Below are 17837 nucleotides of genomic sequence, written 5' to 3'. Positions count from 1 at the left end.
GGAAGGAAGGCCAAGGGCGCCCCAAGTCTGCGAAAAAACCGCGAGTCTGCGTCCCCTCAGTGCGGCCCCCTCCAGGAAGGACCCGCACCCATTCTGAAATCCCCTACGCGGTCACCGTCCACTGGGTTTGGGCACTGGCAACGCAACGGATGGCAGACACTGCGTTGGCCATTAGCTTCTGAGTGGCAACAGTCACATCGCCGTCAGGCCAGGGGGTTCCGGTAATAACGGTGCCAGCCTCGATGTCTTCAATGGGGGCCTGGGTAAACTCGATGCGTGCGTCACCTGCGGACGGGACAACCGTAACCATCAAATCACCAATACCTGCCGGCAGAATAAGCCAGTCACTGGACTCAGCATTCAGAGCCTGATCATGGCGGAAACGCTGCCGGGGGATAGTACGGTTGCCCAAGTGCTGCTTGTCGCCCAGATCTGGAGAAAACGGGATTGCCATGTGAGTCACCTGAATAGTTCAGTGAAGAGTTCTTCTGTCGGATCGCGGAACAGCTCACTCCATAAGCCTTCACCCTCAACCACCACGCTGCCATCCGAAACGGTTATGGTCCGGTCGAACTGATAGGCCTGGCCGGTCTCCGGAACAAACACGCCCAACGTGACCGTGGTTACACCGTTAGCCACCGGGGTGGCATAGCTTGCAACGTTCTTGTGGAAACCATCGTCAGCTTCCAGGGCATTCCAGTTGATGGTGACCACAGAAGCGTTGGCATCAGCGATCACCTTCCACTCATAGGGCTGAGTGGTTGCATAGGCATTGGGATAGCTCAGCGAGTTTTCGCTGTACTCCGCCTCGGTCGCTGGGTGCGTCAGCTGGTCCCGGTCGTAGCTGTTGGCGTAGGCAATGGTTGCGCCGGCGGTGGTGCCATCCACGCTGACCACCAGATCGGCCGTGTCATCGTCTGCGATCAGGGGCGCGGTATAGCTGTACACGCCCGAGCCTTGATCTGTGAGCGTGCCAACGTCTGTACCGTTCAGGGTCGCTGATTCCGGCGCTGCTGAGTTGCCGGACAAGGTGAATGTTGCTGTTTGGCCTTCTGACGTAATGTCGTCTGCGGCGGTGATTGTGTGGCCGGACGTTATCCATGCACTGTTGGCATCGGTAAAGTTGACAAGCGTGCCGTTTTGACCGGCCATCCCGCTATCTACTGCAACAGTTCCGGACGTTGAATTAAGCTGATAATCACGGCTATTAGCGGCACTATCAATATCAACCAATTGCAGTCTTGAGATTACGCTGCCGCTCGGCATAGGCAGGTTATACGCCCCGCCAAACTCATTTATTGAGTAGTCAGACAAACTGGGTAGCGATACGGAACCTTGTGACACCCCATCTCGAAAAAGCTCCAGCAATCCTGTGGAAGATCTAAACCTTAGCTCCACCTCCACATCAACAGCAAACGGCGCCGCCAGAAAATTTAAGTATGTGTACCCCCCGTCTGATCTTATCTGAACCCTCGGGTTAGTTTGCAGCGCAGCCCAGTCAATGCCGTCAACATCATTACCGCCAAAAATCCGCTGGGCTTCGTTGTTAAAATTTCCGCTGATTATAATGTTAAAGTTTCCGGAAGTGCTTACCCACTCCGGTATTTGGATCGTTCCCGAGCCATCAAACTGAACGCTCACTCCTGAATCCTCCCAACGAGTGCCGCGGTGTCGTTTTCGTCAACTACGAAAATCCGGGCTTGAGCCAGCTCTGCTTCGGTAAACGGTAAAGCGTTCAGCTTGGCTTCGATGCTGGTATTCCATGAGTTGATGGGACAGCATTCTCGCTTTGCACACTGGTACAGATCGTCATTACCGATGCCGATCTCAACGCGACGGCGCGCTCCGCTGCCATCTGTCGATGCGTCGATGTAAATGTCAGAAAGTCGATACTCGTTGTTTGGTATGACGTGCAGTCGATCTTCTTCAAAACCGAAATTCGTAATGGCAACGCCCGACGAAGGCCATCCTACGGTTGGAGGGTCAATCAAAGCGCCCGGATTGGCCTGCTCGGCAAAACCATTGAGGTTCATTCGCAGTTCGCCGTTTATTCGGACTCGCTTGATGTAGTCCGTGCCTAGCCGAGCTTGGTCTTTCGGCGCTCGAACATAGTATTCGTGCAGCTCCCACTTACCAACCTCGAATCGAGCTTGCGGTTTGCCGTCAACAAGGCTCCATTTGTCATTCGATATTTGCCCTTGGAAGCCTGAAAACGTCCACGCGTTCCAATCCTTACCGGCAGATGAACCATCATCCTGAAGTCTGAGATTCTTGTTGACTGCGTTCTTCCGGCGATAAACCGGATTGCCAGCAGACGCAGGTGACGGCAGAGCTGGCAAGAAATTGAAGACCGTCCCTGAAACGACAGGCTCTTGCTGAATACAATAATGCAGCTCGCCAGTATCCAGAACGATGTATAGTTCTTCCATGCCGCCAACGCTGTTGCCAATGTATGCGTTTGAGGCGGATATAGTCGCCATAGTCGATCCGGCTGGTAGAGCATCCACAAGCGCCATCGGTGCATCTATGTCGCCATCGGTTCCAAAGTATTTTTGGAAGCGCCAGTAACGAATGTACGATTCCTCGGCATCTTTTTGCGATGATGGCCAGCCCGCAAACCCCTCTTTAGTGGTTCCCACCCCGTAGTTTTCAAAGCTCCCAGAATTAGGGCCCGTCTCTAGTTGATACCCAAGGGGGCGGCCTAAGCGAGCAGCCGCTTGGCGAAGCCTCCAAGCACCCATGTGGACACCCGGAGTTCCCAGGAAAGCGTTGCCGCTCCCTACCTGTAAAGGGTCGCCATCGTTTGCAGTAGGGGGGATGCCATCATACTCGGTGCCGTTTGCCCAATAGCGATCAATACGGTCAAAGTGTCTTGGCGGGGATTTCGTTCCGAAGTCCTGGCCCGAAATCGTCAGCGTTTCTAGATCTCCAACAGTGCCAGTAAGGGTATATCCAGGCTCCGCGATAAACTGAAGGCCATTTGAGCCGCCGGAATCGGCCCCATCATTTAACGGCAACGACAATTCCCTGGCCGCAACGATACTGGGCGGGAAATCAGAGGTCAGCGTCATAGCGGGTAGTCTCTTCCAAATACGACAAGGTGGGTATGTTTCTTGCTGAGGGCACTGGCCACCTACTAATCAAGCAAGGAAAGCAATATGAGAGCGTTAATAGCCCTTTTGTTTATTTCAGTACCTACTTTCGCTTCAGCAGCACTGATAACTCACAAATTTGATGTGCGCCTAGTGGAGCACAATTCCCACAACATTCTTAAAACGGCAACCATCACGCTAGATGGCGACACCGAAGCGTGGACGTTAGGTCAAGCTTCAATAGACATTGACGGAATGACTTTAGTCAGTGAGGCTAAACAACAGCTTGGGAGAGATAGTTGGCGTTACGCGTCATGGAGTACCAGCTGGGATCCCGACCCTATCAAGTTCACTTTTACCAATGATGATTGGTCGTTCGTCTGGTATGACAATTGGACTGAAGTCACAGCCAGACAAGATGAAAACCCAATACTCGCTTTCCCAAGAAGATATACCGCCCACAGTTGGGAGTGGTATATGGATGGCCCTGGCACACAGTCGATCGGCGGCCGGATGTTCATAACGGAGCATCACGGCTGGACATACAAGGTACCAGAGCCCTCATCATTCGCCCTACTTGGCCTTGGCCTCGCGGCACTTGCCTTTAGGCGTCGATCCGCTTAACAGGTATACATACAGTGTTTCTGGGCCGAACCCAGCTATTTCGGCCCAGAGCACGGAGACTGCTGTCCAAAAGCTTTACAGCAGCCCTCAGCGGGTGCTCTCCGCATTCATCTCCTGCACTTTCTCAGCCTGGTCTTTGTCCCAATCCAGAACGTCCAGCTTGTCGTCATTACAGGCCGTGATCGTGTCTTTCAGAACTTCCACGTAGTCCGGGCAGTAATAGATTGCATTAACCTCCGGCCCGGGCGTTGGAGTCGGTTGCAGGTACTCCACTGGTACCGGCTCCCGAACGTACACGGTTCGGGTCAAGTACTGTGTCTCGGCGCATGATGTCAAAAACAGCATCAGGCCAAGGCTGGTTAACGCAGTCCGGAGCATCTTGCATTGCCTCTTTAAGTTCTTTGCGCACCTGGGCCAGTTCGTGTTCGCGCTTTGCAAGGCGCTCCTGGCGTTCCAGGGCTTTCTGATCTCGCCATTCAATGGCAGCGGTCAGGGAATTGATAGCCAGCAGGTTCTCGCGGCTGGCATTGGCCGCCTGGCTGAGTAACTGGCTTTGGTGAGCGTTCTTCTGCAGCAGCTGCTCCCGGTCATTCCAAAGCCACCAGAACGCACCAGCAGCAACCACCACCAGAGTGCCGATAACCGGCAGCAGGTATGGGGCTGCTTTGGCCTTGAGGGCTTGCAGGATCATTTCTTCTGCCACTCAGCGACGGCATTGCCGCCGTAGTAGTACAAAAGGTTCACGGAGAACACCCAGGCCAAGGTTTCAGCCAGTGGAAGCATGGCCTCCGGCACCCGGTTGCCGAACATGCCAATCAGCAGAGCGGTCAAGCAGGCCAAACTGAAATAGGCCATCAGGCGGCGGTGATACCACCACTGGTTCGGGTTCGGATGACTATCTGCCATTGCTGCGGCTCTGGTATTCGATCAGGCGATCAAGCTTGGCGTTGATCATGCGGAGATCGGTTCGGAATTCGTCGTACTGGCGTTGTGCGCTTGCCTGGTCTGAAACGCGGGCTTCCTGCAGGTGCTTGATGTTCAGTTCTGTTTGACTGATGCGGCTCTCCTGCCCAGCCAGGTACCAGATACCCCACAGCACGAAACTGAACGTGGTCAGGATATGGGCAACACCAATACCCTTATCGAGGTGCCAACGGTCTGAGCGGTCAGTATCAGGCATCCGTAGTCCTTAGAAGCTGATTCGGTGGTCAAACCACCCGAAAACAAAGGATTCGTTGCGTTCGCGCACCTCGGCAAGCTCTATATACCGGGTGCCCTGCAGGCAGTTCAGCGCTTTCATCAGAACGTCTTCGCCAGTCCTGCCCCGGCGGTCCAGGTAGTCCTTGAGTGCACCAAGGGTGCTGTTCCCGATCAGGCCGTCTACCGACAGGTCGCTGTAGTGCGTGCCCTGGCTGTTCAACGCGTTCAGGCTGCGCTGCAGGAACTGACCAGCCCAACTGATTCCCATGTTGACGCCGGTATCCAGCAGCTCTTCGGCAACACGCAGACTGAGCATAGAAACCCGGTCGAAGTTGGGGGCTGTCCAGAATTGGTCTTTGTAAATCTTAACGGCCAGGGCCCGTGGCATATGACGCATCTGGCCATCCCAGCCGTGCAGGCGTGCAACCTTCTCTGTGATGCCGTACATGGTGGGTCCGCCCTTGTCGTCAGGGTGATCCACAAACGCCCCCTCGCGCTCGATGAGATCATCGATCATGCGGTTCAGCTTGTTCATGGTTGGCCCCCAAAAACAAAAATGCCCTCCAAAGAGGGCAATAAGGTGCGACGACAACATCAACAGAAGGTCCCAAGCCCAAAAAACAAAACCCCAGCCATCTCTGACTGGGGTTCTGCGGGCTCTTTGGTGTTCAGCGCGTACTTCTGCGACTGTACGGTAATCAGCCTATATCCGTGCATGCATGCTGTCAACCTTAAATGTACTTTCCGTACATCTCAAATGAACAAGCGGCCATCCACCCAGGCCTCAGCACTCCGCAGCAGCACCCTCACCTTCTCCCGCCCCATGTGCACATCCAGACCAATCATGCTGTAGTCCCAGCGCCGCACGTAATAGTTCACCAGCACCTTGCCCATGTTCGGCTCACGGTGTTTCAGGCTGGCCACGGCCCGGTCAACCGCCAGGGCTTCATCATCCGGTACCGTGCAGCCACCACAGCCAGCGGCCAGCTTCACCGCCGAATACCCCAGACTGGGCCCGCCACTGCGTACCCACTCGCCCCACTCCTGCAACCGGTTTTTGGTGTCTTCCAGCATTTCAGAACTCCCCATTCCCGTTTTTCTTGAATGTGCACCCCATGTGCAGGGTTAAAAACAAACCCTGCACGCTTTTAGCCTTACTCCCCCAACGTCTGTGCATAGTGTGCAGGGTGTGCATAGTTATTTCCTCGCGCGTGGAAAAAAACAAAAAATCACAGGGCCTGTTAACCCCGGCGTACTCACCTGCACACGTACACGCCCGCGCGCGCGTAACAACCCTGCACACCCTGCACACCCTGCACAGTGCCCGCGCCCCAAGGGCTGAGAACGTGCAGGGTTTGTTTCCAACCCTGCACATACCCTGCACAACCGTGAACGTACTGGCCCTATGCATCATCAATCCGGCTCCACATTGCCCGCTTTCATGCGGAACTCAGCCACACAACCGCCCAGGTGATCTGTCTTCGACTTACCCGCCGGCGGCTCCTCCATCACAAACATCATCGCCTGGTGTTCCACCCCGGCCGTGCGGAACCGTTCCCGGGATTTCGTCAAACGGGAAGAGAAGATCGTGATCAGCTTGGTCTCCGTCAGCGGCCGGTTACCCGTCTCCGAACACCAGCGCCGGTAATACAGGTACACATCCCGCGTGGTGCAACTATGGAAAGGAATATCCAGGTCGCCCGCCTTCCAGTCCCGAAAGAACACCTCGAAGTTCGGCAAAGAGAACTCCACAATGCGCTCCCGGGCGCGGGTCTGGATCGGCTTGGTATGCGGGTTGAAATCCCCAAGGGGATAATCCAGCAGCAGCTGGTAGAACGCCGCCGGCCCGCCGTTATCCAGCTCCCGGCTTACCGCGTGCTGCAGCTCCACACTGAGCGTGTGCCTGGGCCACACCACCAGGAATCGACGGTCTGAGGGCTCCAGCGGGAACGGCTGAATCTCGTTAGAGAGAAACACCCCGTTCATGTGGTTGGCTTCCTCCCAGCCGGAAACGAACTTACGTTCAATCCGCTGGGTGGTACCGGTGATCATATGCTTGATCGTGCCCATCTGATTGTGTTTCTCAGTGCGGGACAACACCTCCTCAAACACCGCGTACAGCAGCCGGCTGCGCCAGTCCGTATACTGGGATTCCAGCTGATGCTGCCCAAGCACACTGGCATAGCGGCCATAGATGGTGGTCATCACCCGCCCGAAGAACAGCGATTTACCGCTGCCCTGCACATCCGAATGGAACAGCAGCGCCGTATCCAGCTTGGCACCCACATGCTGCAACGGGTAAGCCAGCCAACGCAGCACCCAGTCCAACACCTCATCATCGCCGTTGCACAGGTGATTCAGCAGCTCCAGAATCGCCACGCAGCGTGAATAGCCATCCCCTTTCGCCAGCTCATCCGGCGCCAGGGGAATGCCCGTAAAGGTGTTGATGGTCTTGTCTGGGTCTGAGGTCTGGGTTGGATCGAAAACAATGTCTTCCTGGAAGCGGAACTGCCGTTGCGGGTGTTCGTTCCAGCGGCTGAATTCATTAGGCATAAGCGCCTTCAACGCCTCCAAGGTAACCACATCCTGGTATTGCCGGTCCCACACGTTCTTCGTGGGGTAAATGTACACAAAGCGCTCCAGCATCCGGTTCAACGGGTCGTTATCCGCGCTTTCCGCCACCCGGCCATTCACTTCCACCCAGGTGGTGGTTTTCCGGTTCTCGTGGTTCAGCCAGGCGTTGAACACCTTGGCGCCCAGCGTGGCCTTCATGCCCGCCTGCTTGTACACCGTCTTGCTGTACTGGTCGAAAACCTTGGTTTCCCCATGGATCAGCGCATAGCGCTTGAGGGCGTTCTCCAGCGGGCCGTCCTCCCCCGCTCCCCCAGTATCAGAGGGGGCCGGGGGAGATTCTTCAGGTGGTTCCGAATTCACAGGGCCAGCTTCAATGGCCGCAAGAACCTGTTCCCGAACAGCCTCAAGCCCCTGCGCCTTATGAAGATCGTTAAAATCACTCAGCGCCATGAGCGTTCCTCCGGGAACGTCGGCAGCACCCAGACACCGCCCACGGCCTTGGCCGCCGCCTGGGCTTTATCCCGGCCCGGGTTCTTGCCCTGCTCCTGTTCCGTTGCCTGGTCGTCATCCCCTGCCACGCAAATCACCGCATTGGGCATAAACTTGCGCAAGGCACGGGCCACCGGCACCAGGTTCCCGGCATCGAAGGCCACCGCCACCGGCAGGCCTGTCGCCATATGCACACTGGCACCCGTGGCGTAACCTTCCACAACCACCACTGGGCACTCCGCCTGCGGTACCGGCGTAAGCCAGTGGAAAGAGCCCTCTTTGGGCGTGCCGGTCAAAAACTTCTTATCCCCTTCGGAATCGATGAACTGAACGCTCACCAAATCCAGCGCGAACAGCTCCGGGCCATCGGTGGCCACCGGCTTGTATACCGGCACAACCACACTGCCCCGGCTGAAGCGAAGGCCAAAGGCGCGTACCTTTTTCGTATCCAGGTACTTGCTGGGGCCTTCCTCCGGCAGCTTGCTCCATATCCGCCGGGCCCGCTCCTTGCACTGCCGTGCAGCCGCCTCAGCCTCTTTCCGTGCCTTTTCCTGTGCCTGTTTCCGGCGCTTCTCATATTCCGCCCGGTCTGCTTCCGTAAGCGAACCGGCGGGCATGCCCACCTTCCGCTTTTCATCCGCCTTGTAGTTGCCAAAAGCACCCGCCAGGCCGATGCCGCCAGAGCTCAACCGGAACTCATGCACCACATACCAGCCAGATTGCTTTTTGCCTTTATCCGCACGGGGGAAAGAAACAGGAACCCGGACCAACTTGCCGGACGTATCGAGGGAATCGACCACCAGGCCGAGGTTACGCATTTGGGAGAGCACCGCATCAATGTCCATGGCGGCCTCCAGGAACAGGTAAAAATCGCATGGAAAGAGCCCTTCTATCCAGTATCCGCGTGGTTACTTATGCAACGTCGAGGTCAGAGTCATCATTAGGCCCAAGACCAAACACCTCGGGGCGCATTTCGTAACGGGTGACATCGCCACCGCACGCCTTCTCCAGTTTCCGGCAGTACTCCGCCGGCACCTGAGTCCAGAAACGCAGCGATTGACGAGACACCCCGCAAATCTCAGCGATTCGAGTCTTGGTCCTGATGTTGGGGTGAGCTTTCAAGCGCTTAATGATGTCTTCAAGCTGCACGAATCTGGCCTCAATGAAATCAAGTTCCCTGTACTTTATGTCAAGGGCAGATTTCTATGCAACCAAAATTCACAAAGCTATGATTCGGCCATGTCAATCCAACCTTTCATTTCAAGGCTGAAAGAAGCCATCGAAGAGAGCCCATCCAGCCAGGGCACTATTGCCGAACACGTTGGTGTTTCAAGGCAATCGGTAACCAACTGGAAGACCACAGGCCAGATCTCTATCGAGAACCTGAAAAAGCTGAGCGAAGTAACCGGCTTCCGATACGTTTGGCTGAAGGAAGGTACAGGCCCGAAGCGATTCACCGATCCAGACCAGAACGATGCAGAGTATCACTTGGCTGAAAAGGTGATCAGAGAAGACCGGCCCGATGCCGGCTATCTTGGGGATGAAGTATCAGATCTGATTAAGAGCATCCGGTATGCCCTCGCTAACAAAAAGCTCACACCGGACGCCGTAAAAGCTTTAACCCATTTCTTCAATACACTGGTTAACTCGAAGTAGCATTCTTCACTGCAGTTGCCCAGCACTCCTCAGAGACAATAGACACACCCTTTCCTGAATCTCTCAGCTCTACAGCCTTTTCAATTTTCCGGCCATAGGATTCGTGAATCCACTGGTCACTAACCAGTGTGCCAATCACCAAATAGTCAACGGCACCAGAGACAGAGCCTCCAGCCTGACCACCCAAACCTGCAATCAAAGCCTCGCACTCTTTGCGGGTACCAGAGGCGAACTTGCCGGTGAGGACGAAGCGCCGGCCCTCAAAATCGAGTTCAGGCTGAGGATTACACAGTGGAAGTGTCGAGGCCGTCTTTCCCTCGTTAACGTGCAGCCCTGTTATGTCCATCAAGAGCCCCAGCAACTCCTGCTCTTCATCGGAATCTAAAACACCGTCTTCCAGGTATTCCTCTAATCGGGCGAACAGTACGTTGGCCGGCCACTGGGTAATCAGCTCCGGATTCTTTGCCACCCAATTTCGTAGGAACTCCGCTTCCTGCTGAACCACCGACCCATCAGCTAATACGCCCTCGCACAGGCCTATAAGCTGATCGACTTTCCTATCCGTCAAGCGCTCAGAACTAAACCGTTTGTTCAGCGGCTGTCCGTTTTCATCCCTCATATCAGTCTCCTTTTTGCACCTTCCTAATTAATAGCCACCCTCTATAGAAATTCAAATCAAGTTAGATTTATATCAACGTCAAGCGCTTTACAGATTGTACAGTCGAGCGCTATTCTGCCTTTACTGTTTGTAAAGGGTAGATTGACATGCAAACCTTCACCGCCACAGAATTCACAGCCTGCAACCTGAACCATCGGTTCACCAATGCCGAGCTTGAAACCCTCGCGTGGATGGCCGAAGGCAAAGAGAACAGCGCCATTGGCCTGCTACGCGGCCACGGCGAACCCGGCGCTAAGAAGCTGGTGTCGTCTGTTCTGCACAAGCTGGACTGCAACAACCGCTGCCTGGCCATCGCCCGGGCATTTTCCGGCGGATACCTCAAGGCAGCCAACGCCACCAAGCAAATCGCCAAGGCCGCCAAGCAGAGCGCCCTTCAGATGGTTGCTGGCTTCCTCATCATCGTGAGCGGAGTAACCGCAGGCACCGGCACCGGCGATTCATTCCTTCGCACAGCCAGCAGCCGCAGCCAGGGCACCTACCGCGTGCGCTGGGAAGAAGTGCTGCCGGCAAACCATGGGGGTGCAGCATGAGCCAGCAAACCACCCCGCTGCACGAAGCCGCCCGCATGCTCAATCTCGGGCCGCAAAAACTCTACCGCGCCCTGCGTGCCCGCAAGGTGCTGAATAACAACAACCTGCCCTACCGCTGCTACGTGCAACGCGGGTTGTTCACCACAGAACTCAAGCAGTACCAACACCCCACCCTGGGCCAAAAGCTGTACGCCACGCCCCACGTTACCGACGAAGGCATCAAGTGGCTGGCCCAGCAGTTCGAGGTGGAGATTGCCAATGCCAATAAACAAGCCGAAGGAGCAGCGCACTAATGCACAACGAAACACGCCCAACCACCCAACAGCTACTGGCCAGCTGGCAACTCATCTGGCAGCGCAAGCTCAACGGCAAGCCTGCAGAAATGAAAGACGCCATCACCAGCCACGTGCAGCTGTTCCCGAAGGGCAACCACGCCGAGGCCGAAGCCCGCACCAAGCGCACCATCGCGGCCTACAGCGGAGACCCGAACGCCATCCGCGCCCTGATCAAACGTGGCCAGGCCACCCTGCGGAGCCTGTAAGGAGACCGCCATGGCAACGCTGACCATCCCAGACAACGTGCCGGTAGCCGAGCTGAAACAGGCGCTGGCCGCCATCGGCAAGGGCTTGCAGTACCGCCCGGAGCCGGAACGCAAACCCACGCCGGAGGACCAGCCCCATGGCGTACACCCTCGCGCTACTGATTCTCAGCCTGTTGTCCGTCTGGCTGATTACAACCACCAACGTTGAAAGGACGCACACCCATGAACTCGAACAGAACCGCATTCTCTGCCAACGCACAACAACCTGGCTCGTGCTCCAGCTCCCCGGCTGGCCGCGCCGAATTCCCATCGCAGTTCGTGAGTGGCGGGAACCGGCCGGAACAGGAAAACCGACTCACCTGGCTAGACCTTCACACCCGGCCACCAGCCGTTCGCCAGGCGCTGATCACCCTGCTGAACGAAGCCATGAAAGACACCAGCGACGCCAAACGGGCCGGCCGCTTTCTGTTGTCCCTGTGGAGCCCCGGCCAGTACCACCAGGACCTGAATGAACTGGGGTTCTTTGAGCGGGAACTGAACTTTGCCGTGCGCCACCTGCTGAATTTCATCATCGCAGGCCAGGCCAGCATCCGGCAGCTGCTCACCCGCAGCGAGATCGAGCCGGTAATGGCCGCCTGGGGAGACACCAGCCATGACTGAACACAAAAGCACCGTAGACCTCAGCCGGGAAGAGCTGGAAACGGCGTTCGAGGAATTGACCGTTCACTTCGACAAGACCGTTCGGCACCTGGAACACGCCACCCGTTTACTGGCGCGACAAGGCATCGAGCAGGCCCAGTCACTCGCCTGGCTGAAAGAGATCCGCCACGCCGCCGGCGCCACTGCCCCGGGCATCAGCCACCGGGAAGTGTGCCTGCTGATCCGGGACATGCGCCAGAAGGCAATGGAGGTACAGCACTAATGCCCCGCGCCTGCCTGACCAAAACCCACAACCTGGCAGCGCTGATGCGCCTGTCAGACCTGGAACTCAGGATTGAGATCCAGACAGCCACCGCGGCTGACCCCCTACAGGCCCTGCACCTGTGCCACGAACTGCTGGCCGCCCAGCGTTACTACCCCACCCGCCGGGGCCTCAGTGCTCTGGTGGGCCGGGAGGTAGAGAGGATTGGCAAGCAACTCACTCACCAACCGGAGATAGCCCAGTGAGCAACAGCAACCGGGGCACAGACCTGCCCCAATTCATTAACGATCTGGATGGCGGAGTATTCGCCGAGAAGGTCTCCCGAGCGCTGAGCGACGTAGCCGCCGGCGTGGTGGATTTCGACGACAAAGGCGAACTCACCATCAAGCTCAAGCTTGCCCGCATTGGCAACAGCTACCGCGTGGGCATCAAGCACGCCCTTATCTACAAAGTGCCCGAAGCCAACGGCAGCTACACCCAGGAGAACACCACCGAAAGCGTGATGCACGTGAACGCCGGTGGCCGCATGAGCATGTTCCCCGAAAACCAGCACCAGATGTTTGGCAAGCGGGGCGAAACCCTCCCACACGAAGACGACAAGGAATAACCGATGACCACCGAATTACTGAACGACAGCAGCGCCCTGCACGAATACACCAAGATCGTGCAAGTGGAGGCCATTCAGAAGTTCCTCCAGCAACAGACTGAAGGCAGCACCATCGCCCTGCCCGAAGGCGTCAAAGTCGCCGATCTGGAACAGTACCTGGAAAACCGCCGCCGGTACCGGGGCACCATGAGCACCAACCTGATCAGCGAATTCGTGGAATACGTCAAAGGCACCGTCGACGGCTACAACGAATTCCCGGTCGACAACTTCCCCTGCTTCATCAACCCCCAGGCCATGCGCGCCATCGCCTTTTTCAATCTGGGCGATGTCGACAACCCCGGCCACGGAGACCACCAGGCCAAACTCAGCCTGCTGAAAACCGAAGCCTTCCAGGAACTGCTCAAGATCAACGGTGACCGATTCGACCAGCGCCGCATGGCCGAGTGGATGGAAGACTGGATTGACCACCTGCAAACCTTCGGTGAAGACGGCACCAAAGAGCTGTCACTGGCTGCCTCCGTGGCCGCCATCCGCCGCATCACCATCGGCACCACTGCCGAGAGCACCCGCGAAGAACAAACCTTTGGTACTCGCCAGAGCGCCATGGCCGAAGTGGAAGCCAAGCACAAAGACCAGCTGCCGGCCTTCCTGAAGTTTACCTGCGAACCCTACCAAGGCCTGCAGGAGCGCACCTTCACCGTACGCCTGAGCCTGATCACCGGCGAAAAGCCCCAGATCAGCGCCCGCATCGTGCGCCTGGAAACCGCCCAGGAAGAAATGGCCAAAGAGCTGGAAGAGAAACTGCGCTCCGGCTTTGAGGATTCCGAAGTACGCACCTTCGTAGGCGAGTTCGACCACCGGTAACCCACGCGCCCCACGGGGCGCATCCGAGAGGGTTCTGCACCAGAGCCCTGCCGGATGCACAAAAGGAGAACAGCATGAGCGTAAAACAACTAGCCGCAGACATGGCCCGGTTCTGGTTACAGGACAACGCCATCATCATCGACACCGAAACCACCGGCCTCAGCAGCACAGACGAGATTGTAGAAATCAGCGCCCTCGACTGCGAAGGCAACGTGCTGCTGGACACCCTGGTGCGCCCACTGGGAGACATCAGCTTTGAAGCCCAGCGCGTGCACGGCATCACCCTGCAAGACACCGCCGGCGCCCCAACGTTCGACCAGGTACTGCCCGATCTGGCCGGCATCATCCACAACCGCACCGTGGTCATGTTCAACGCCAACTTCGACACCCGCCTGATCGACCAGAGCGCCCGCCTGCACGGTAAATACACGCCACGCATGAATGCCCATTGCGCCATGCACAACTACGCCCGATTCCACGGCCAATGGGACGACAACCGCAACCAGTGGAAATGGCAATCACTGGAAAATGCCGCCTGGCAAATGAACATCCAGGTGAGCGGCAACGCCCACCGCGCCCTCACCGATTGCCGAACCACCCTGGCACTCATCCAGGCCATGGCCGACTACCGGCCGAACGCGGCTTAAAGCAGGAGTGATAACTATGGAAGCCACCCAAGACAAGGCCAGCGTGCAACAAATGGCAGCCGGCCTGCACGAGAAGGCCTGCGAAATCCTCCGGCTCAGTGCCCTGATCTCTGAACTGGGCCTGGCCCATGCCTTTGTAGACATGAGCGGCCACGTGCGCCGGTTTACCGCCAGAACCCTACCAGCGGACACCCAATACAACAGTGGCAACGGCTACACCTACCTCAACAAGGTGGATGTCAGCCTGGAATTTGAAGACCTGTACCCAGCCAACCCGGCGAAGATCTACCACCGCAGACTGGCCAAGATGTCCGAATACACTGACTGGCTGAAACAAGTTCTGGCAGAGGGCAAAGTCCTGAAAACCGAGGATCACGCAGCATGAGCATCGAACCCTGCACCAAACAAGACTTCGAAGAAGGCCTGCGACAAGACGAATCCCCGCAACCGGAAACGCCATATCGCGGAGCTGCCAAGGCGTTCAGCAACACCGAATACCAAAGCGCCCGGCAAATGCTCGACATCTACTGTGGGGTAGAAGCCCGAATGACGGCCCTGATCAACACCAGCGCCAGCGATTGCGCCATCACCATGGACAACCGCGCAGAACGGGACCCCGTGGACACCATCGGTGAAGTCACCCAGCTCCTGGTAATGATGAACCACAAAGGCATCGAGAAGAAATCACACCGCCAGGCCATGCTGCGGGCCGCGAGGAAGGCGTTGAACAGTATCGGGGAGGTGCCCAATGGGTCAGAAAACCGGGATTGAGTGGACCGAAGCTACTTGGAACCCAATACGACGTTGCTCTCGAGTCAGCGAAGGATGCCGCCACTGCTACGCGGAAACCGTGGCCAACCGATTCAAGGGCCCCGGTGAACCCTATGAGGGACTCATCGCCAAAGGTGGCCAGTGGAATGGAGAGGTGAAGCTGCTCGAGCACAAACTGGCTGAGCCATGCCGCTGGAGCAAACCGAGGATGATTTTTGTGAACAGCATGAGTGATCTGTTTCACCCAGCAGTGTCGTTCGAAACCATTGCCGGCATCTTTGGAATCATCGCCGCCGCCTCATGGCATACGTTCCAGGCGCTCACCAAGCGGCCAGAGCGGATGTTTGAGTTCTTCCAGTGGATTGACCAGCACCCGGAGCGAAAAGACTTCGACAGCCCTCAAGCACGATCCCAGCTTGGAACAGATCATTGGATTCCGTTCTTCCTGGCCCAGAAGGCCTCCGAACTTCTGCCCGATGGCGGTGCCGGCTTAACTGTAGACATCAAGGGCTGCTGGCCTCTGGACAACCTTTGGCTTGGCGTGAGTGTTGAAGATCAGGCAACAGCAAACCATCGCATACCGCAACTGCTGAACACGCCGGCCGCTGCCCGGTGGATCAGCGCCGAGCCTCTACTCGGCCCAGTGGACCTGTCTTCCCTGCCATATCCAAGCAAAGTGAGCGGCAATCTTCATTGGGTAGTCGTTGGTGGAGAATCCGGCACACACGCCCGCCCAATGCACCCAGACTGGGCCCGCAATCTTCGCAACCAATGCCAATCCGCCGGAGTGCCGTTCCTGTTCAAGCAATGGGGAGAGTGGTTGCCAGTCCTTGGCCAATCGGAAGGCGTGCCCATTCGAGGAAGAACGCACTCCTTTGAGGACGGAACGTTTATGGGCTGGGTTGGCAAAAAACACGCCGGACGCCGCCTCGATGGCCGTATCTGGGACGAGTACCCGGAGACCACCCAATGATCACCGCCCGCCTGAACCGCCTGATCAAAGCCTACCGAATCGCCAAGGCCCTGATTGGAGACGCCAACCGTGGCCTGGCAATCCCCGGCACCGTGTTCCGCTGGTGCCACAAAGTACGCCAGGCGGTCTGGGCGGAAATCGAACTGGTGGTGAACCACCTCAACCCCACCAACAAAAACACAGTGGAGACCCAGCCCATGGCCACCGAAACCGGCGAAAGCCCAGCATCCACCAGCAAGCGCGCTGACGACAGAGCAATGAAAGACATCATCAGCGCCCTGCAGGACGGTGCACATCTGCGCATTCACACCACCGTTCGCCGAGCCGCCATCGAAGGCCTGCCATACAAAGACGCCCGAAACGGCCGCACCATCAGCGCCAGCCGCTGCAAACGCCTGGCCCGCGAAGGTGTGATCACAGAAGTGGCCATGGACCGCTACGCCATGAACCCGGATTTCGAACTGAAGGCCGCCCAATGAACACCGAAGCTGCAACCCCAAGGCCCTGCCCCTTCTGCAACAGCACAGACCTGGACACAACCCGCTGGGGCCACGGCGGCCACTACATCGTCTGCAACACCTGCAGAGCCTACGGCCCGGATGCAGACACCGGAATTAGCTGGAACGACCGTAACGGCCAAGCGGACAAGGGAGAAAAGCCGTGAGCGACATCAAAACTGCACCATGCGCACGAATCCCCATGGACCCGAGAAATAGCCGGCCCCTGGTAACCAACCAAATGAAGGCTGATTGCATTGGTGAGTTCGAATTCACCATTCAGGCCGCATGTACTGCCTGTTTCTACCACGAACCCGATGAAGACTGCGAGGTGTGCCAGGGCGGTATCGAGTACGAACAGAAAGTTACCGTGCCATGGACCACCTGCAAGCAGATCTACAAGCGAATGGCAGAAATCGCCATTAAATCTGGTGGCCTGTGATGCAATCCGTACTCCAACCCAAACTACCCAACAACCCAGCCTGGCGCGCTTTCCAAGTCGCCATTGAAACCGATTATCCCGCCATCGGCTTCTACCACGCCCGCCTTGATCTGTACGTCATCAGCGCCGTGGAAGTTGCCGAGCAGGAAATCGGCCCCGAATACCACCTGTCCATCAGCAAAACCAAAGGCCCCTTCTCCCAGCCCCGGCGCTGCTCACTAACAGAGGCAAAGCTGGTGTGCAAGCAATTCGGAATGGAGGGCTCCAAGGAAGACAACCACAGCAGCATCATCCGCAACTACTGGATGCCGGTGAACGAAAGCCTGATCGGCATCGAGTGCGAGTGCAAAGACCAGGAAGCCGTGATCCGTGAAGGTGATTTTGAGTGGCGGCCACTGACCCAGGCCAATGCAGACAGGGCAAAAGCTCTGCAGGGAGGTGAGTGATGCGAGACCTGATAGAGAGAATGCGCAGTCTTGAGCAAGACCACACTCCGGACGGCTGGCCTGCAGTGCAAATGCGGGAGATTTCTGCGCTGTGTGATCTGGCGGAGCGCGCCGAGGCGCAGGTGGCAGCGACGAGCCAATGCATCGGGCCAGGCAACGGGTGCACCTGCAACCGATGCGCCGAACAGTGCACCTACCCCGGCTGCAACTGCCCCTTCGACATGGGCCCAGACCACCAGTGCCTCCGAGGCCTGCCCGTAATTCGCAAGTAGTGAGGTGACCA

General features: G+C 57.2%; 33 protein-coding genes. 20 read left to right on the top strand and 13 right to left on the bottom strand.

Annotated elements, in window-relative coordinates:
• Positions 1 to 103 precede the first annotated feature (103 nt).
• The 3 genes from ACF8YQ_RS07615 to ACF8YQ_RS07605 are packed head-to-tail and all read right to left on the bottom strand — an operon-like array spanning position 104 to position 3071.
• Positions 104 to 454 (bottom strand): hypothetical protein, encoded by a 351-nt coding sequence (locus tag ACF8YQ_RS07615; protein ID WP_396623073.1) that lies wholly within the window; start codon positions 452 to 454, stop codon positions 104 to 106.
• Positions 455 to 459: 5 nt separating this feature from the next.
• Positions 460 to 1641 carry a hypothetical protein gene (locus ACF8YQ_RS07610; RefSeq protein ID WP_396623072.1) on the bottom strand — a complete coding sequence of 394 codons (1182 nt, stop codon included), beginning with the start codon at positions 1639 to 1641 and terminating at the stop codon, positions 460 to 462.
• Positions 1638 to 3071, bottom strand: coding sequence for a hypothetical protein (locus tag ACF8YQ_RS07605; RefSeq protein WP_396623071.1), 1434 nt, complete (start codon positions 3069 to 3071; stop codon positions 1638 to 1640). Before ACF8YQ_RS07605 ends, ACF8YQ_RS07610 begins: the two co-directional genes overlap by 4 nt.
• A gap of 87 nt (positions 3072 to 3158) precedes the next feature.
• Here ACF8YQ_RS07605 and ACF8YQ_RS07600 point away from each other — a divergent pair, with 87 nt between their 5' ends.
• Positions 3159 to 3716, top strand: a complete 558-nt coding sequence (locus tag ACF8YQ_RS07600) for a PEP-CTERM sorting domain-containing protein (RefSeq protein WP_396623070.1) — start codon at positions 3159 to 3161, stop codon at positions 3714 to 3716.
• 87 nt (positions 3717 to 3803) lie between these two features.
• Here ACF8YQ_RS07600 and ACF8YQ_RS07595 read toward each other — a convergent pair whose 3' ends face one another.
• The 9 genes from ACF8YQ_RS07595 to ACF8YQ_RS07555 form a co-directional block, all read right to left on the bottom strand.
• Positions 3804 to 3989, bottom strand: coding sequence for a hypothetical protein (locus ACF8YQ_RS07595; RefSeq protein WP_396623069.1), 186 nt, complete (start codon positions 3987 to 3989; stop codon positions 3804 to 3806).
• A complete protein-coding gene (locus ACF8YQ_RS07590) occupies positions 3946 to 4407 on the bottom strand; it encodes a hypothetical protein (protein WP_396623068.1) in 462 nt (153 codons plus the stop codon). Before ACF8YQ_RS07590 ends, ACF8YQ_RS07595 begins: the two co-directional genes overlap by 44 nt.
• A complete protein-coding gene (locus tag ACF8YQ_RS07585) occupies positions 4404 to 4622 on the bottom strand; it encodes a hypothetical protein (RefSeq protein ID WP_396623067.1) in 219 nt (72 codons plus the stop codon). Before ACF8YQ_RS07585 ends, ACF8YQ_RS07590 begins: the two co-directional genes overlap by 4 nt.
• Complete coding sequence (locus ACF8YQ_RS07580; RefSeq protein ID WP_113879706.1) at positions 4612 to 4896, bottom strand: hypothetical protein; 285 nt, start codon at positions 4894 to 4896, stop codon at positions 4612 to 4614. The genes ACF8YQ_RS07585 and ACF8YQ_RS07580 overlap by 11 nt, the downstream gene beginning before the upstream one ends.
• Before the next feature lie 9 nt (positions 4897 to 4905).
• Positions 4906 to 5451 carry a glycoside hydrolase family 108 protein gene (locus ACF8YQ_RS07575; RefSeq protein ID WP_396623066.1) on the bottom strand — a complete coding sequence of 182 codons (546 nt, stop codon included), beginning with the start codon at positions 5449 to 5451 and terminating at the stop codon, positions 4906 to 4908.
• Positions 5452 to 5669: 218 nt separating this feature from the next.
• Positions 5670 to 6005, bottom strand: a complete 336-nt coding sequence (locus ACF8YQ_RS07570; protein ID WP_396623065.1) for an antiterminator Q family protein — start codon at positions 6003 to 6005, stop codon at positions 5670 to 5672.
• A gap of 324 nt (positions 6006 to 6329) precedes the next feature.
• Positions 6330 to 7940, bottom strand: a complete 1611-nt coding sequence (locus ACF8YQ_RS07565; protein WP_396623064.1) for a DUF5906 domain-containing protein — start codon at positions 7938 to 7940, stop codon at positions 6330 to 6332.
• Positions 7931 to 8824, bottom strand: coding sequence for a toprim domain-containing protein (locus ACF8YQ_RS07560; protein ID WP_396623063.1), 894 nt, complete (start codon positions 8822 to 8824; stop codon positions 7931 to 7933). Before ACF8YQ_RS07560 ends, ACF8YQ_RS07565 begins: the two co-directional genes overlap by 10 nt.
• A gap of 67 nt (positions 8825 to 8891) precedes the next feature.
• On the bottom strand, positions 8892 to 9047 hold the full coding sequence (locus ACF8YQ_RS07555) for a YdaS family helix-turn-helix protein (protein WP_222472398.1): 156 nt from the start codon (positions 9045 to 9047) through the stop codon (positions 8892 to 8894).
• Between ACF8YQ_RS07555 and ACF8YQ_RS07550 the strand changes: the two genes are divergently transcribed.
• The gene (locus ACF8YQ_RS07550) at positions 9036 to 9635 is read left to right on the top strand and encodes a helix-turn-helix domain-containing protein (RefSeq protein WP_396623062.1); all 600 of its coding nucleotides are present in this window, start codon (positions 9036 to 9038) and stop codon (positions 9633 to 9635) included. The two genes, ACF8YQ_RS07555 and ACF8YQ_RS07550, sit on opposite strands and share 12 nt — an antisense overlap.
• Here the strand turns inward: ACF8YQ_RS07550 and ACF8YQ_RS07545 are convergent.
• A complete protein-coding gene (locus ACF8YQ_RS07545) occupies positions 9622 to 10254 on the bottom strand; it encodes a BRCT domain-containing protein (protein ID WP_222472396.1) in 633 nt (210 codons plus the stop codon). The genes ACF8YQ_RS07550 and ACF8YQ_RS07545 overlap by 14 nt on opposite strands.
• A 146-nt stretch (positions 10255 to 10400) precedes the next feature.
• On the opposite strand from ACF8YQ_RS07545, the gene ACF8YQ_RS07540 reads away from it, so the two are divergent.
• The 18 genes from ACF8YQ_RS07540 to ACF8YQ_RS07455 all read left to right on the top strand — a co-directional run bounded on the left by ACF8YQ_RS07540 (position 10401) and on the right by ACF8YQ_RS07455 (position 17826).
• Entirely contained in the window at positions 10401 to 10844 is a 444-nt protein-coding gene (locus ACF8YQ_RS07540) for a helix-turn-helix transcriptional regulator (protein ID WP_396623061.1), read from the top strand.
• Positions 10841 to 11137: a phage antirepressor KilAC domain-containing protein gene (locus ACF8YQ_RS07535; protein WP_396623060.1), complete on the top strand. Its 297-nt coding sequence runs from the start codon at positions 10841 to 10843 to the stop codon at positions 11135 to 11137. Before ACF8YQ_RS07540 ends, ACF8YQ_RS07535 begins: the two co-directional genes overlap by 4 nt.
• Positions 11137 to 11385: a hypothetical protein gene (locus tag ACF8YQ_RS07530; RefSeq protein ID WP_396623059.1), complete on the top strand. Its 249-nt coding sequence runs from the start codon at positions 11137 to 11139 to the stop codon at positions 11383 to 11385. The genes ACF8YQ_RS07535 and ACF8YQ_RS07530 overlap by 1 nt, the downstream gene beginning before the upstream one ends.
• 10 nt (positions 11386 to 11395) lie before the next feature.
• The gene (locus ACF8YQ_RS07525; protein WP_396623058.1) at positions 11396 to 11593 is read left to right on the top strand and encodes a hypothetical protein; all 198 of its coding nucleotides are present in this window, start codon (positions 11396 to 11398) and stop codon (positions 11591 to 11593) included.
• A 14-nt stretch (positions 11594 to 11607) separates the two neighbouring features.
• A complete protein-coding gene (locus ACF8YQ_RS07520; protein WP_396623057.1) occupies positions 11608 to 12045 on the top strand; it encodes a hypothetical protein in 438 nt (145 codons plus the stop codon).
• Positions 12038 to 12307: a hypothetical protein gene (locus ACF8YQ_RS07515; RefSeq protein WP_396623056.1), complete on the top strand. Its 270-nt coding sequence runs from the start codon at positions 12038 to 12040 to the stop codon at positions 12305 to 12307. The genes ACF8YQ_RS07520 and ACF8YQ_RS07515 overlap by 8 nt, the downstream gene beginning before the upstream one ends.
• Positions 12307 to 12552 (top strand): hypothetical protein, encoded by a 246-nt coding sequence (locus tag ACF8YQ_RS07510; RefSeq protein ID WP_396623055.1) that lies wholly within the window; start codon positions 12307 to 12309, stop codon positions 12550 to 12552. Before ACF8YQ_RS07515 ends, ACF8YQ_RS07510 begins: the two co-directional genes overlap by 1 nt.
• Positions 12549 to 12914: a hypothetical protein gene (locus tag ACF8YQ_RS07505; RefSeq protein WP_138436363.1), complete on the top strand. Its 366-nt coding sequence runs from the start codon at positions 12549 to 12551 to the stop codon at positions 12912 to 12914. Before ACF8YQ_RS07510 ends, ACF8YQ_RS07505 begins: the two co-directional genes overlap by 4 nt.
• Before the next feature lie 3 nt (positions 12915 to 12917).
• On the top strand, positions 12918 to 13778 hold the full coding sequence (locus tag ACF8YQ_RS07500; RefSeq protein ID WP_396623054.1) for a DUF2303 family protein: 861 nt from the start codon (positions 12918 to 12920) through the stop codon (positions 13776 to 13778).
• Between the two features lie 74 nt (positions 13779 to 13852).
• A complete protein-coding gene (locus ACF8YQ_RS07495) occupies positions 13853 to 14425 on the top strand; it encodes an exonuclease domain-containing protein (protein ID WP_396623053.1) in 573 nt (190 codons plus the stop codon).
• Between the two features lie 16 nt (positions 14426 to 14441).
• Positions 14442 to 14810: a hypothetical protein gene (locus ACF8YQ_RS07490; RefSeq protein WP_396623052.1), complete on the top strand. Its 369-nt coding sequence runs from the start codon at positions 14442 to 14444 to the stop codon at positions 14808 to 14810.
• On the top strand, positions 14807 to 15196 hold the full coding sequence (locus ACF8YQ_RS07485) for a hypothetical protein (RefSeq protein ID WP_396623051.1): 390 nt from the start codon (positions 14807 to 14809) through the stop codon (positions 15194 to 15196). Before ACF8YQ_RS07490 ends, ACF8YQ_RS07485 begins: the two co-directional genes overlap by 4 nt.
• The gene (locus tag ACF8YQ_RS07480) at positions 15174 to 16169 is read left to right on the top strand and encodes a DUF5131 family protein (protein WP_396623050.1); all 996 of its coding nucleotides are present in this window, start codon (positions 15174 to 15176) and stop codon (positions 16167 to 16169) included. Before ACF8YQ_RS07485 ends, ACF8YQ_RS07480 begins: the two co-directional genes overlap by 23 nt.
• Positions 16166 to 16648: a hypothetical protein gene (locus ACF8YQ_RS07475; protein WP_396623049.1), complete on the top strand. Its 483-nt coding sequence runs from the start codon at positions 16166 to 16168 to the stop codon at positions 16646 to 16648. Before ACF8YQ_RS07480 ends, ACF8YQ_RS07475 begins: the two co-directional genes overlap by 4 nt.
• Complete coding sequence (locus ACF8YQ_RS07470) at positions 16645 to 16833, top strand: hypothetical protein (protein WP_396623048.1); 189 nt, start codon at positions 16645 to 16647, stop codon at positions 16831 to 16833. The genes ACF8YQ_RS07475 and ACF8YQ_RS07470 overlap by 4 nt, the downstream gene beginning before the upstream one ends.
• The gene (locus ACF8YQ_RS07465; protein WP_396623047.1) at positions 16830 to 17108 is read left to right on the top strand and encodes a hypothetical protein; all 279 of its coding nucleotides are present in this window, start codon (positions 16830 to 16832) and stop codon (positions 17106 to 17108) included. Before ACF8YQ_RS07470 ends, ACF8YQ_RS07465 begins: the two co-directional genes overlap by 4 nt.
• Entirely contained in the window at positions 17108 to 17554 is a 447-nt protein-coding gene (locus ACF8YQ_RS07460) for a hypothetical protein (RefSeq protein WP_396623046.1), read from the top strand. The genes ACF8YQ_RS07465 and ACF8YQ_RS07460 overlap by 1 nt, the downstream gene beginning before the upstream one ends.
• Entirely contained in the window at positions 17554 to 17826 is a 273-nt protein-coding gene (locus ACF8YQ_RS07455; RefSeq protein ID WP_396623045.1) for a hypothetical protein, read from the top strand. Before ACF8YQ_RS07460 ends, ACF8YQ_RS07455 begins: the two co-directional genes overlap by 1 nt.
• Positions 17827 to 17837 lie beyond the last annotated feature (11 nt).

The organism is Marinobacter sp. W-8, from assembly GCF_044342215.1.
Classification (GTDB): domain Bacteria; phylum Pseudomonadota; class Gammaproteobacteria; order Pseudomonadales; family Oleiphilaceae; genus Marinobacter; species Marinobacter nauticus.
The sequence above is the reverse complement of the archived record's forward strand: the minus strand, read 5'-3'. Positions and strand labels throughout refer to the sequence as shown.